General features: G+C 59.0%; 12 protein-coding genes and 1 tRNA gene. 6 read left to right on the forward strand and 7 right to left on the reverse strand.

Translation table 11 applies throughout. The features are described 5' to 3' along the window. Positions 1-244 precede the first annotated feature (244 nt). The 3 genes from ABZS45_RS04035 to ABZS45_RS04045 all read right to left on the reverse strand — a co-directional run bounded on the left by ABZS45_RS04035 (position 245) and on the right by ABZS45_RS04045 (position 1,991). Positions 245-318: transfer RNA gene (locus ABZS45_RS04035), tRNA-Pro, on the reverse strand. An 88-nt stretch (positions 319-406) separates the two neighbouring features. Further along, positions 407-805 carry a YchJ family protein gene (locus ABZS45_RS04040; protein WP_412100737.1) on the reverse strand — a complete coding sequence of 133 codons (399 nt, stop codon included), beginning with the start codon at positions 803-805 and terminating at the stop codon, positions 407-409. A gap of 7 nt (positions 806-812) precedes the next feature. Beyond that, positions 813-1,991 (reverse strand): alpha/beta fold hydrolase, encoded by a 1,179-nt coding sequence (locus ABZS45_RS04045; protein WP_210386007.1) that lies wholly within the window; start codon positions 1,989-1,991, stop codon positions 813-815. A gap of 96 nt (positions 1,992-2,087) precedes the next feature. Here ABZS45_RS04045 and secA2 point away from each other — a divergent pair, with 96 nt between their 5' ends. The 5 genes from secA2 (at position 2,088) to ABZS45_RS04070 (ending at position 7,372) form a co-directional block, all read left to right on the forward strand. After that, positions 2,088-4,379, forward strand: coding sequence for an accessory Sec system translocase SecA2 (gene secA2 / locus ABZS45_RS04050; protein ID WP_412101134.1), 2,292 nt, complete (start codon positions 2,088-2,090; stop codon positions 4,377-4,379). A gap of 87 nt (positions 4,380-4,466) precedes the next feature. Beyond that, complete coding sequence (odhI, locus tag ABZS45_RS04055; RefSeq protein ID WP_010186533.1) at positions 4,467-4,898, forward strand: oxoglutarate dehydrogenase inhibitor Odhl; 432 nt, start codon at positions 4,467-4,469, stop codon at positions 4,896-4,898. Between the two features lie 117 nt (positions 4,899-5,015). Further along, the gene (locus ABZS45_RS04060; RefSeq protein ID WP_412100739.1) at positions 5,016-5,771 is read left to right on the forward strand and encodes a MerR family transcriptional regulator; all 756 of its coding nucleotides are present in this window, start codon (positions 5,016-5,018) and stop codon (positions 5,769-5,771) included. A gap of 136 nt (positions 5,772-5,907) precedes the next feature. Continuing rightward, on the forward strand, positions 5,908-6,498 hold the full coding sequence (locus ABZS45_RS04065) for a bifunctional nuclease family protein (protein WP_412100740.1): 591 nt from the start codon (positions 5,908-5,910) through the stop codon (positions 6,496-6,498). A gap of 313 nt (positions 6,499-6,811) precedes the next feature. Further along, positions 6,812-7,372: a MerR family transcriptional regulator gene (locus ABZS45_RS04070; protein ID WP_412101135.1), complete on the forward strand. Its 561-nt coding sequence runs from the start codon at positions 6,812-6,814 to the stop codon at positions 7,370-7,372. 179 nt (positions 7,373-7,551) lie between these two features. Here ABZS45_RS04070 and ABZS45_RS04075 read toward each other — a convergent pair whose 3' ends face one another. The 3 genes from ABZS45_RS04075 to ABZS45_RS04085 are packed head-to-tail and all read right to left on the reverse strand — an operon-like array spanning position 7,552 to position 10,582. Further along, complete coding sequence (locus ABZS45_RS04075; RefSeq protein WP_412100741.1) at positions 7,552-8,370, reverse strand: VWA domain-containing protein; 819 nt, start codon at positions 8,368-8,370, stop codon at positions 7,552-7,554. Positions 8,371-8,426: 56 nt separating this feature from the next. After that, complete coding sequence (locus ABZS45_RS04080) at positions 8,427-9,281, reverse strand: 3-methyladenine DNA glycosylase (protein ID WP_412100742.1); 855 nt, start codon at positions 9,279-9,281, stop codon at positions 8,427-8,429. After that, a complete protein-coding gene (locus ABZS45_RS04085) occupies positions 9,278-10,582 on the reverse strand; it encodes a DEAD/DEAH box helicase (protein WP_412100743.1) in 1,305 nt (434 codons plus the stop codon). Before ABZS45_RS04085 ends, ABZS45_RS04080 begins: the two co-directional genes overlap by 4 nt. 115 nt (positions 10,583-10,697) lie before the next feature. Here ABZS45_RS04085 and ABZS45_RS04090 point away from each other — a divergent pair, with 115 nt between their 5' ends. Then, positions 10,698-11,507, forward strand: coding sequence for a hypothetical protein (locus tag ABZS45_RS04090; RefSeq protein WP_412100744.1), 810 nt, complete (start codon positions 10,698-10,700; stop codon positions 11,505-11,507). A gap of 689 nt (positions 11,508-12,196) precedes the next feature. Here the strand turns inward: ABZS45_RS04090 and ABZS45_RS04095 are convergent. Continuing rightward, positions 12,197-13,381, reverse strand: a complete 1,185-nt coding sequence (locus ABZS45_RS04095; RefSeq protein ID WP_412100745.1) for an HNH endonuclease signature motif containing protein — start codon at positions 13,379-13,381, stop codon at positions 12,197-12,199. Positions 13,382-13,604 lie beyond the last annotated feature (223 nt).

Genomic DNA, 13,604 nt, shown 5'->3' on the forward strand with positions numbered 1-13,604 from the left:
GCCGACCCTACACCTCAGCTCCAAGCTTGTGAGCAGGGATTTGGACATGTTTTAGCTGGTTGCTAGGCTGGTCATCTTTAGCCCATGAGAGGGAGAAACATAGGGACAGCGCTGCTTGGCGACGACGCATTAGGCACTTTGAAGTTCTGAGTTACGGTGGACTAGCCCGCTAGCCCATCTCAGGATGGGAATGGAAAACGTGAGAAAAGACTGGCCAGAATCGTTCTGGCCAGCCCGAATGCTGTCGGACTAACAGGATTTGAACCTGCGACCCCTACACCCCCAGTGTAGTGCGCTACCAAACTGCGCCATAGTCCGCCGCCGCACCATTTGGTGCAGCTGCTACAGATTACACCAAGGGTATTCGCCACAACAAATCCCAGTCCACCCCTTGTTTTAGCGGCAGCTAAAACTCTCCGGCGGAATAGACCCACTGCCCGCCTTGGCGGCGAAAAGAGGAGCGCTCTCGTTGAGAGCCCTTGGCAGATCCCTTATAGAAAGCCTCGAATTCCACGATTCCGGTCTGGTCCAAGGGGCCACCCGCGACGGTGTCGATAATGTCGAGGCGGTAAAAGCGAATGCCGGTTTCGGCGAGGTCGAGGCGTTCCGGGCGAGTCTCGGGGTCCCAAGTGCGCAGCAAATAGTCCTCGTCGCCGGTGACGAAAGCGCTGAAACGCGAGCGCATTAGAGCCTCCGCTGAGGGGGCGGGTGTGCCGGCATGGTAGCGCGAGCAGCACTCGCCGAAGCTTAGGCCGGTACCGCAGGGGCAGCGGGCGGCAGGATCAAGTGGGTTAAGAACAACCATGGGCGGCTTATTCTGCAGTGGTTGCCACGGCGGTGGCGATGTCCACAGCGAGGAGGGAGTCGATGGTGGTGGAAGCGGCGGCGTCGGCAAGCGCGCGTTGTTGATCGGCACTCAGAGAAGCAGGAAGCGTCACCGTACGTGTGAGACGAGATTCGGATTCTTGGCTAACCCTTACAGATACCGCTTCGAGTACCTTCGCGTCGATTTTCTGCGCCTTGCCCGCTTCTTTGATGGCCTGGGTGCTTGCCGCAGCCACAGCGGACATAAGAAGGCCTTCCGCGGTGAAACCTTGGCCTTTGCCGCCGTTCTTTTTCGTGCGGTCAGCGCTCACCGATCGGTCATTGTGGCGCACGACGACGCCCATCCTGGTTCCAACTGCCGGGATTGCAAGCGCTGAGTCCTCAGCAACTGGGGTGGGAAGGTTCTCCGGAACAATAAACTGCTCCGCCCACGCCCCGATGAGGTCGGCGGCACGGGCTGCCGCGCCCTGCTTAGTCACCAGGTGATCGGCCTTATCCAAGGCGACGAGGGACTTGGGATAACGCGTGGTCCGGAAAATATTTTGCGCGTTATCAATGCCCACCGTTTGATCAATGGGGGAATGCAGCACCATGAGGGGCTTGCGCAGACGCGGAAGATAGTCCTCCGGGTTGGTCTCAGCAAGGTCTTCGAGGAAGAGACGCGAAATGGTCAGCGCCCGGCCTCCAAGGGTGACCTCGACTTCACCGTTGGCGTCGACCTCGCCGATCTTGTCGGCGTAGTGCAGCACGGAGTGTGCAGGATCGAAGGGGGCGCCGATGGTGGCCACGGCCTTGAGGGAGCGAATGTTGTTGGCCGCGGCCAGAGCGGCAGCCCCGCCCAGTGAATGGCCCATGAGTAGCTGCGGTGCGGAATAGTTCTGTGCTAGCCAGTCAGCGGCGGCCTGGATATCGGCAACATTCTGGCTGAAACATGTGTCCGCAAAATTTCCTTCGGATTGGCCTAGGCCAGGAAAATCAAAGCGCAGGGTAGCGATGCCAAAGTTAGTCAGCTGTTTGCTCACGCGGGCAGCGCCCGGGGTATGGCGCGAGCCGGCAAAGCAGTGCGCGAAGATGGCGAAGGCTTGCGGAGGGGAGTCAGGGAAGTCGATGGTTCCGGCCATCGTGGTACCGGTGCTGGAGGGGAGCGACACGTTCACGGATTGCATGACCATAAGGATATAAGGGCGAACGCACGCCTGCGAACCGGGGTTGACTAGAGTCGATAGAAGACCTGTATGACGCACAAGGATGGAGGAGTGCTCATGGGCGCATTCGATTGGTTCTGGAAGGCAATGGGCGCGCAGTCCGAACGCAACAACAAGAAGTCGAAAGCCGTTGTGACGGCCGCAGATTCCGCGGTAGAGGATATCGCGAACCTGTCGGATGCAGAGGTTGCCGCCACCGCACGGGAGTGCGTGAAGGACGGCAAGATCGCGGATAAATCCCGCTTCCTCGCAGCCCTAGCCGTGGCCAGCGAACGCAAGCTTGGCATGCGTCCCTTTACTGTCCAGTCCCAAGCTGTGCTGCGTCTTCTTGAAGGCGACGTTATCCAGATGGCCACTGGTGAGGGAAAGACGCTGGTGGGAGCCATGGCCGCGACGGGTTTTGCGCTGACCGGCAAGCGCGTGCACCTGGTGACAGTGAACAATTATCTAGCAGCGCGCGACGCTGAATGGATGCGCCCGCTCGTGGAGTTCTTTGGACTCACGGTGGCCCCGGTAACGGAGAAGCTCGGCCCGGAAGAACGCCGCGCGGCTTACTTATCCGACATCATCTATGCACCAGTCAATGAGCTCGGTTTCGATGTGCTACGGGATAACCAGATCACGTCCCGCGAGCAAACGGTGCAAGCGCGCGCGGATGTGGCGTTGGTGGATGAAGCGGATTCTGTGCTTGTCGACGAAGCCCTCGTCCCCCTCGTCCTCGCCGGAAATCGCCCCGGTGAGGAATCTACGGGCCACATCACCAACGTGGTGTCCCGGCTGCGAGAGGAGCAGGACTACGTTATTGCGGAGGATGGGCGCACGGTAGCGCTCACCGACGAGGGCGCGGCGCGTGTGGAGCACGAATTGGGACTCGACTCGCTCTACTCGGAGGAGAACATCGGCTCCGTGCTGGTCAAAGTTAACTTAGCGCTGCACGCTAAGGCATTGCTTATCCGCGATATTCACTACATCATCACGGACGGAAAACTGCAGCTTATCGACGCCTCCCGCGGCCGCGTAGCGGAACTGCAGCGCTGGCCGGATGGCCTCCAGGCCGCGGTGGAGGCCAAGGAAGGCCTAGAGGTGTCAGAAGGAGGGCGCATCCTCGACACCATTACGCTCCAGGAGCTCATGCGGCGCTATCCGCTGGTGTGCGGCATGACCGGAACCGCAGTGGAGGCAACAGACCAACTGCGTCAGTTCTATGACCTGCACGTCTCGGTCATCGACCGTAACAAGGAACTGCAGCGCTTCGACGAACCTGACCGCATTTATGCCTCCGTGGATGAAAAATCCCGTGCCATCGTCAATGAAATCGTGGCAATCAATAGCACTGGCCAGCCGGTACTCGTGGGTACCCACGATGTTGCTGAATCAGAAGACCTCGCCGAAGCCCTACGTGAACAGGGGATTACGGTCAACGTCCTCAACGCAAAAAATGATGAGGACGAGGCGCGCATCGTTGCGGAAGCAGGCGACGTGGGGCGAGTGACTGTGTCTACCCAGATGGCGGGCCGCGGCACCGATATCAAGCTGGGCGGCGCGGATGAGTCTGACCGTGAAGCCGTTGTTGAAAAGGGCGGTTTGGCAGTGCTCGGCACCTCGCGGCACCGCTCCTCCCGTTTGGATAACCAGTTGCGCGGGCGTGCAGGCCGCCAAGGAGATCCGGGCATGTCGCTCTTTTTCGTTTCCTTGGAGGATGACGTGGTCAAACAGGGCGGTGAAGATGAATCCTTGTCCGCGCGCCCCGATGCCGACGGGCTCATCGATTCCAAGCGCGTCCGGGACTTCATTGCACACTGCCAACGCGTGACGGAAGGGCAACTGCTGGAGATTCACGCGCAAACCTGGAAATACAACCAGTTGCTCGCGGACCAACGCATCATTATCGATGAGCGTCGTGCCAAGCTGCTCGACACTGACCAAGCCTGGCAGGAGCTGGCTGAACGGGCGCCCGAACGCGCAGCCGAGCTTGGAGACGTTCCCGCGGAAGCTCGTGAGCGGGCTGCCCGCGAGATTATGCTGTATCACCTAGATTTGGCGTGGGCCGACCACCTGGAGCTGATGGATGACGTTCGTGAATCCATCCACTTGCGCGCCATCGCTCGCGAGACGCCCATCGACGAATACCACCGCATCGCGGTGCGTGAATTTAAGGACTTAGCGCAGCGGGCAGTTGATGATGCTCTTGATACTTTTAAGACTGTGCTTATTGATTCTGAGGGAGCCCACCTCGAGGATCATGGGCTGGCCCGACCGAGCGCCACGTGGACCTATATGGTCTCTGATAACCCACTATCTGGGGGCGGAAACTCCGTGCTCAAGGGCATAGGAAACATTTTCCGCTAATGTAAATGCGCCAGAGGTGACTCGCGCGGACAGCGGAGTCGCTAATATGGAATGAGTCAACATCGATCCGACCCTTCGGAGGTAAAAATGAGCGAGAATACCGGAACGCCGGAACCGCAGGCAGAGACTACTTCTGTCTTCCGCGCTGATCTTCTCAAGGAGATGGAAAACGGCACCGCGGCGGGTTCTGACGCCTCCGTTGCCGGCGCTGAGAACCTGGCAGAGGGCCAGGCGCTGCTCGTCGTAAAGCGCGGCCCCAACGCTGGCGCACGCTTCCTGCTGGATCAGCCGACCACTACCGCTGGACGCCACCCAGAAGCAGACATCTTCCTTGATGATGTCACGGTGTCCCGCCGCCATGCCGAGTTCCGCGCCAAAGACGGCCAATTTGAAGTTGTCGATGTCGGATCGCTCAACGGCACCTACGTCAACCGTGAGCCGCGCAATGCGCAGGTGCTGGAAGTAGGCGATGAAATCCAGATCGGTAAGTTCCGCCTGGTTTTTATTGCCCCTAAATAAAGCAGTTCCAGTTAGCAGGAACTAACGGGTGCGAGGGGGTGTAGGTTTATCTCGCACCCTGCCCACGTTCCCGCTGTGTCCAAGTGAAACCGTGTAGAAAGCAGTAGTAGTCCTATCGTGAGTGCGCAGAAGTCCACCGCCGCTGCCGCAGCAGCGTCTTCCGTGGCCAAGAAGACCAAGCCTGCTAAGCAGAAGCCCATGTCTATTGGCGTAACGCTGAAGCACGTTCAGAAGCAATTTCCCGACGTGACGGTGTCGAAGATCCGCTTCTTGGAGTCTGAGGGGCTGATTACCCCGGAGCGCACCGCAAAGGGCTACCGTCGCTATTACCAAAAAGACTTGGACCGCCTGCGCTACATTCTGACGGCGCAGCGTGATCACTACACGCCGCTCAAGGTCATTCGAGAGCAGCTGGATGCGATGGACTCAGGGCAGGTGACCGCCATTGTCTCCTCCCAGGCTGAGGCCCTTATCAGCGCTGAGCAGCTGCGTGCGCCGGTAGTTACCCGGCTTACCGACGCCGACGTGGCCGACCAAGCCGGAACAACGCAGGAAAACATCGTGAAACTGGTCTCGGTGGGCCTGATCAAGCCGGATCCGGCGGGTTTCTTCGACACGGATGACGTGTCCATTGTCTCCGCGGCCGTGGCGCTGGAGTCCTTTGGGCTCGAGGCTCGGCAGTTGAAATCGCTGCGCAATGCTGCCCGCCGCCAGGCGGACATGATTTCGCAGGTGGCAACGCCGGTTGCGCATTCGAAGTCTGATACCGCCCCGCAACAGGCGGAGGAGCTGTCACAGCAGATGGCGGCCCTGGTTCTATCGCTTCACGGGACGTTGGTCAAGACCGAGCTTCGCGACGAATTCCGGCCTTAAGACCTGATGTCTGGCTCGCGATGGGATGTGGCATAGCCCAGGTTTCGTGTCGACTTCTCGTGTCACTCCGCGTATCTCTACGCTGCCTAGCTGGCCCGAGAACCATGTGCAAGAAAAGTGTGTAAAAGTAGGTCCCATGACTACTGAAGTACTGAAATTTTTAGGAATCCATCCCGTCGGACCCGAAAACAATCTGTGCGCTCTCTTCTACTGGGAAGAAGCGGACCGGCACGTGCCAGTGTGGCTCTCACCGATTGATGGAGCGCGCGTGTTGCAAGTCCTCGAGCGCCATTTCAACGCGCGGCCAAGTACCTACGAGCTGCTCATCGCCTTCGCGGACCAGCTCGATGGCATCGAGCACATCTGCGTCTCCGAGTACCGCAAGGGCGTTTTCATGGTTGATCTTGTGGACGGAACCGGCGAAGAGCATGATGCCCGTTTGTCCGATGCACTCGTCCTAGCAGACCATTATGGGCTACCCATCCATTTTGACAAGGATGTGCTCGACGAGGTGGCCATCTACATTAGCGACGACGACCTTAAAGAGTATTACGACCTAGAGCGCGAGGCGGAATCCCCGGAAACCTTTCCCGAGAAGCGCATGCGCGACTTTCAGGAGCGAGCTGCTCAGCAGAATGCGCAGGAGCATGATGACTTCGAGCAGATGATGCGTGATTCTGGCATATCGGAGGAGGACTTGCTCGGAGGAGAGGAAGAGGAGGACTAGCCCCTTCACTGCGAGGAGCCTAGGTTCCGCGTAGTTCAATAGCGGACATATGTTCTAAACCGATCTTTGATGGACAGAGCGGCGCCCTTGCGGGCGCCGCTTTTCTCGTGCTGTCAGTGAAAATTTTTAATGACACGCGTGTGACTAATGATGACAAAGTGAATCAAAAAGTCTAAAGTTCTACTAGAGGTTCACCGAGGACGACTCTTGACGCCGTCGCTGACGTGCCCTTTAATAGAAAAATAGAACTCCCCTCAAGTATCACTGGAGTAATTACGTGAGCAGTAAGAATAATCGTACTGAGTCCAGCGCCCTGCCGCTCGACGAGGTTGCCGCCAACACCTACGTTCAGGAATCTCTCTTCGATGTAGGGCCTGATGAGGAGCTGGGCTACCGCGTTCCCATCGCGTGTCAGGTAGCTGGAATCACCTATCGCCAGCTGGACTACTGGGCGCGTACCGACTTGGTTAAGCCCTCGATCCGTACTGCTCGCGGTTCCGGTTCCCAGCGCCTGTACTCCTTTAAAGACGTGCTGGTCCTGAAGATTGTCAAGCGCCTTCTGGATACCGGAATCTCCCTCCAGAACATCCGCCTCGCCGTGGAGTCTTTGCGGGACCGCGGTGTCAACGATCTTGCTGAGCTCACCTTGGTGTCGGATGGCACCACGGTCTACGAGTGCCGATCTAACGACGAAGTTATCGACTTGCTGGCCGGCGGCCAAGGCGTATTCGGCATCGCTGTGCCGGGTATTCTCAAGGAACTCTCTGGTACCATTACTTCCTTCCCGGCCGAGCGTGTTGTAGAGGAAGAAGACATCGACGTTGTCATTGGCCTCGACGAGCTGGCCGCTCGCCGCAAGCGCAAGACCTCCTAGAACGCCTGCTACAGGAAGCCGCCGCCGCTCCTCCTCCTGCGCACTGCAGCTCACGTCAGTGCTGTAGAGGATGCGGCGGCTTTTCTTCTCTGCAGCCCGGCACCCACATGGCGGTTGCACGTGCCCGCACACCGCCGCTTCAAGCAAGGCCGCGCATCCTCCAGGTGCGTACCCAAATATTACGCCCCAGCGGCGCTCGCGATGCTCTCTTGTGCATCGGAAGGATTCGAGACAGTGGAATAATCGTCCGCGAGTTTTTCCAATTCTGTGTCCTTTTCGGCATTACCGACATGGACCACACTCAAACTAACGCCTTCACCGCGAGCGTTCTTGGCTGCCTCTGCAAAGCTTGCGTCATCCATATCCTGTTGGGTCCCAGTGGTAATCAGTACGACGCGAGTGTTCTCTCCGCTTCCAGTTGTTTGATCCGTGGCATTACTGAGTGCCGCAACGACGGCGCTGCGTGTTTGTGGAACACCGCCAGTGCCGAACTGCCCCACGGCAAAGGCGACGTTCTCGGCGTCGCCGTAAGCCACATTTTGACGGAAGCCCACGGTGGCTGTTGCGGAAATGGGGGAGGAATAGTTCCAGAGAGCCACCTGGCTTCCCGTCGCGCCGACCGCCGTCGCCGCCTCCGCCACGCCCTGAGTGACCGCATCGAAGTACGGCGCAAGGCTGTCGGATGTATCGAGCAGGAACAGCGTATTTGGCGCGACATCTTCAGGGGCCTTGTCATCCGAGCTGGGCGCGGCCGAAGAAGGCTGCTCTGGTTCCGAAGACGTGGCGGATTCCGGAGTCTTGGCAGCAGTGCTGGTGGGGGCGTCCTCAGTGGAAGTCTCAGCGGTTGTGTCCGCAGCCACTGTTTCAGATTTTGAGGAATCTCCCTCTCGGAAAAGGAAGAAACCGCCGATGGCCAGCGCTAACACCGCCAGGACGGCCACGATGATGACCCACGGTGCAAATGCGTAGTTATTTTTTCCATCCGAGTGCCGGGCCATCTTTTTCCTTCCGCGCTGAGGTCTCGGGGCCGCGCACTGCGTCCCGACAGGTCACATCAATGGTCTTTCATTGTAGCCCTCAGCGCTGCTCTAATTTGGGAGACAAGCCGCGCGCGGAGTGGCTCGGAGGCGTCGGCAAGCGCGCGTTGGCGTCGCACGTACTCCGACTTTCCCTCGGGCGTTTCGATAGGAACGACACCAAAGCCCCATTCGCGACAATCGTAGGGAGAGGCCTCCATATCGAGCGTGCGTGCGGCGACGGCCAGACGGAAGGTGTCAAGAAACAACTCACCCGGCACCAGAGGCCCCAATTTCCACGCCCACTTATAGAGATCCATGCTCACATGGACGCACCCGGCCTGGTCGTTTTCCGGCTGGTCTTCGCGGCTCAGCACCGTGAGATTGAGCGGACGCGCGGGCTCCGTAAAGAAACGGAAGGCATCGTAATGGGTGCACTTGATGCGGTGCTTGTCGACGACCTCGTTCGTCCCCTCCGCCCCTAACCGCAACGGCAGGTCATGGCGTGGAGAATCGGTGCGGTAGACCATGGCCCATTCATGCAGCCCAAAACAATCAAATTGGGTGGGGTTGCCTGTGGTCTTTTCCAGTAGGTCCAGGATGTAGCGCACGGTACCGCCGCGGCGCTCGAGGAAGGCCTCGGTGTCTACCGCAATTCCCTCAGCAGTGCGGTGATAGTAGCGCCAGTCGCCGTGTGGAGCATCCCCTGCCAGGGTGATGCCTACCCCTGGGTGCCAACGCCGCAGATGCGAAGGGCGAACAGGGTAGTACTCGAAGAGAAAGTCGTAGACAGGGTGGTAGGAACCAGGGTGCCGAAAGCGCTTGAGGAACTCATCTGCTGTTTCCTCATGCTTGCGCATCTGAGCTTGCCAGTCTGTGGTCTGCAGAATCATCGTTGACCTGCGTTGCCCCGTCGGCGGCGCGAGTTACGGTGGCGCTGGCCTTGGCTGCCCGCTCGCTGACGCGATGTCTGCTTCTTAGATGGTTGCTGGTGTGGTGGGCCGAGCGGTTCGCCCTTTGGCTTGCGTGCACCGGTCATCTGGGCAAGCTCAGGACTGCTGGCAGGGTTGGCGCGGTCGCTGATGTCGAGGTCGGTGTGTTTGACCCCAGCTTTCGCGATGAGTTTAGCCACCTCATCGCGCTGTTCATCAGTGACGAGTGTGACAACGGTGCCTGAATCTCCACCGCGCGCCGTGCGGCCGGAACGGTGCAGGTAGGCCTTGTGTTCCGCGGGCGGATCAACATGGACGACGAGGGAAACGTCTGCGATGTCGATTCCCCGCGCGGCGATGTCGGTGGCGACGAGCACCGGAACGCTGCCGTCGGCGAAGCCCTCTATAGCCTTCGTCCGCGAGCCCTGGCCCTTATCGCCGTGGAGGGGCAGCGCATTGATACCGACTCTGCGGAGCTTCTTGGCCTGCCTGTCGACGCCGTGCTTAGTGCGCATGAACATGATGGTCTTGCCTTTGCGTGCACCTAGGCGCAGGACGACGTCGTTGCGCGCCTCACGGGTGCCGATGTATATCAGGTGGTGTTCCATCGTGTCCACGGCGGCCTCGACAGGCGCGGTGGAGTGAGTTACGGGCTCGTGCATGAACTGCTCGACCAGCTTGTTGACTTCACCGTCGAGGGTGGCAGAGAAGAGTAGGCGTTGGCCGTCTGGTGGGGTGAGCTTAAGTAATTTGCGCACTTGGGGAAGAAATCCCATGTCCGCCATCTGGTCGGCCTCGTCGAGCGCAGTGATGGCGACGTGGTCGAAGAAGAGCTTGCCCTGGTCGATAAGATCCTGTGCTCGCCCTGGGGTGGCAACAAGCAGGTCGACCGGGCGCGCGAGTGAGCGAATGTGGTTGTTGATGTTGACGCCTCCGACTACCGCAAGCACACGCAGGCCGAGGGCAGCTGCCGGTTCTTCCAGGCGTTGCTGGATCTGGGTTGCCAACTCACGTGTTGGTGCCAGAACGAGCCCACGTGGGTGCGCGGGGCGGGAAACACCAGATTCTGCTAGCCGGGACAACATAGGAAGACCGAACGTAAAGGTTTTCCCCGATCCGGTGGGGCCGCGGCCGAGGACGTCCTTGCCGGAGAGGGCGTCGGGAATCGCGGCTTCTTGGATAGGGAAGGGGGTCGTGATGCCCTGCTTTTCTAGAACACGGACAACATCGCGGGGGAGGCCGAGATCGGCGAAAGTACTCATCGGATGGCAGTCTAATGCGCTGCGCCGCCAGACCGAAAAGCTAGGACGGGGAACGGGCCTCACATCCTGCATTTTTCACGATATTGTGACGTGGTTCTCTGTTAGATTGATCGACATGACGAACCCTTTCGCTAACCCGCAACAACCGCCCGGTGGATTTGGACAGAACCCACAGCAAGGCCACCCAGCGCACAACCAAGCAGCACCTGGATTTAACAATCAGAATCAAGGGCCTAACGCCAGCGGACCGGCAATGCCGCAGCCGCCGGAAAAGAAGTCGAGCTCGAAGAAGGTGCTGTGGATTGTACTGGCAGTAATCCTTGTACTCGCTATTATCGCAGCCGTCGCAATCTTTGCTGCAGTTTCCTTCTTCAAGGATGTCGCAGCCGACTTCGACGAGGCACCACGAGACGTCGCGGCTTCTGATGACGCGTATTGGAATAGCACATACGACGCTGATGATGTCGACAGGATCCGCGCCTCCGAGGTATCTGCTCCGGTGCCCGAACCGCTTACTGGGCTTTCGGACGAGTGCTATGAGGACACGTCTTTCTTTGGGCAGTCGGACTATCTGAGCTTGGATGTGCAGTGGGTTCCGACGATCTCTTGTATTTATGGCCCGGACAGGGAGTTCGTGGCTCAGTACACAGAGAACAAGGATGCGATTCGCGATACAGAAAGCGTGGGGCTAAGCGATTCCGTAGAGGACATTACTTCGGCCCGTGGCTCGCAGATTGCTGCCTTTGGGGAGGCAGATGAGTACGTGATTGCGGAAGTTCTCGAGGATGGCGACGCGGTCATTGAGTACGTCATGGATGGTTATGACGACAATGGGGACGAAGCTGATTTGAATGATCTAGCAACCTATCTAGTGGGTGCGGGCATCCTTGAGCTGACTCCGGGAGGCCCGCCGCTGGATGCCTAGCTTTTAGCTCCGCACGTCCCATCCATCCGCCGGCTGCACACCCGCGAGTGCGCATCTGTCATACGCAGGCGGTGTGGATAGCCGGGATAGCGGGCAGTAAAGTTATCGGCCGCCCCTGCTTCAGGTCGATTGCTTTCGAGAACTGGCTTGAAAGTGTTTCGCTGCGGTGGGCCGACTTGTCGTCACACACCACGGGCATCCCGTTAATCTTTCGGTTGGCGGGTCTCGTTCTTTAAGGTCTTTAGGGTCTTGCCGCGGCTGTCCGTGCACTGTCCCTGCGGTAGCCGGCAGCGCATGGAGCGCGACCAGGATCGCTGAGTTCCTTATAGATCTTGTTGTGGTTTGTGGGTGGTGTTGTCTGAAGGATCGCCGGTGTGCCCGTAAACCTTCATCCGGTTGGCAGGTTTCGCTCTTTAAGCGCTTAAACCCGGCCTTACTGTCACTGCCTTACATCTGGGTGGCGGGTTTCTCCTTTAAGTGCTTAAGAGTCTTGGTACACCCCGCAGCATGTTGTGGCCCATTAGCCGTGGTCAGGGATCCCCGCGTACCTTGTTGTGGTTTGTGGGTGGTGTTGTCTTGAAGGATCGCCGGTGTGCCCGCGAACCTTCCCTCGGTTGGCGGGTGGCGGTGTTGTCGCTGGTAGTGAGCCGTTTCCTTTCTGCTGTTGCTGTGTGTGGTGGCTGGGGGTGTTAGCTGCTGTCGGGTGGTGGGTCCGGTGGTTGTTCTGGTACTGCTTGGCTTTGGCTGGCTGTGCCCGGTGTTGTTGCAGCTCCTTGGGCTGTGGCCTGTGTCTTTTCAGCTCCTCGTGTGGAGGCTTGTTCGGTGTTGAGTCTGGCTAGTGCTTCTTGGTATTCCGGCATTGCGGTAATTGGTGTTCCCCAGGGTGGGATGAAGCTGACCCCGGTGTTGAGCCGGTACATGTAGCCGCGCCCGGTAGGCCTGTGTGGGTCATCGTCGTTAATGCCGTTGTGGTAGGCACACAAGAAAGTTAAGTTCTTGATGTTGGTGTATCCGCCAGCCTGCCACGGGACTAAATGATGGACTTGGCAGTAGTCAGCTGGTTTATTACAGCCTGGTCTTGAGCAGGTGTGGAATTCCGCGTGGAGGGTGAGGCGTTGGTTGAGGTTTGCTCCACGGGATAGGCGCCAGGTGTTGATGGGCCCGTCAAGAGGGTGGACGATGGTGGCGTAGCCGATGTCGGCAAACTTGTGGGTGAGAAACTCGGCGCCGGTCATGCGTGCGCCGTTGGTCAGCTTGAGCTCAATGTCATCCCCGTCGCCGTTGATGATCTGGTCGAGCTCATTCAATGTGATGATGACTTGGGTGCGCACCGCGGGTGTGGAACCAGTGCCTTCTTTGAAGAAGACGTCGTTGGCGGCTTTAAGTAGGTCGGTGGTGTTGGTGGATTCTAAGACTGCGCGCATGTTGGCGATGGTGGTGGCGTCATCAGTAATGGAGAGGGTGTTGGGGCCTTCGGCTCTGTAGGTGATGCGCACGCCTGGTTTGGCGGTTCTTTTGGCGCGGAGTTCTTTTAGCCGTGCGGCGGCCACAGTGGGGATGCGGTGTGCGGGGGTGGCGGCGAGTTTGACCCGCAGGTTCCAGGCATCGAGGGTCTTTTTCACGCGTGCGGTGTAGGACTCGATGAGTGTGAGGGTGCCGAGGCTGTGTTTCTGGGCGAGTGCTGCTTGGCGGGCCTTTTTCTGCTTACCTGTAAAGCGGGTGGGGCCGAAGTACACCTGGTGTAGGCCGGCAAGCTCGGTGGCATCGGCAGGATCCGCGCCGAGCGCGCGGAGCTCATCGGGTGTGCCAGGTATATGCTCCACCAGCGCAATCCCCGAGTTGCGTAGGCGGAGGTAGGTTTCGATATCCCCCATGGCCACAGAGACTAAAACAGCACCCGCAACCCCGCAACCGGAAGAACATAATTCCTGCTTAGAAGGGTGCGGGAAGAAGGTTGGCCACAGGCGGGGTTAACGCTGACTAAGGGTAGGGGAAAGGGGGGGCTGGGCGAATAGCGGCTGCAGGCGGGAGGATGTGAGCCATGGGCTGGAACGGCGGCGTGTGGCGGCTAGGAGCGCTCCGTAGTAACGGTGAGGG

It is taken from the genome of Corynebacterium aurimucosum (genome assembly GCF_046895345.1).
GTDB lineage: Bacteria > Actinomycetota > Actinomycetes > Mycobacteriales > Mycobacteriaceae > Corynebacterium > Corynebacterium aurimucosum_G.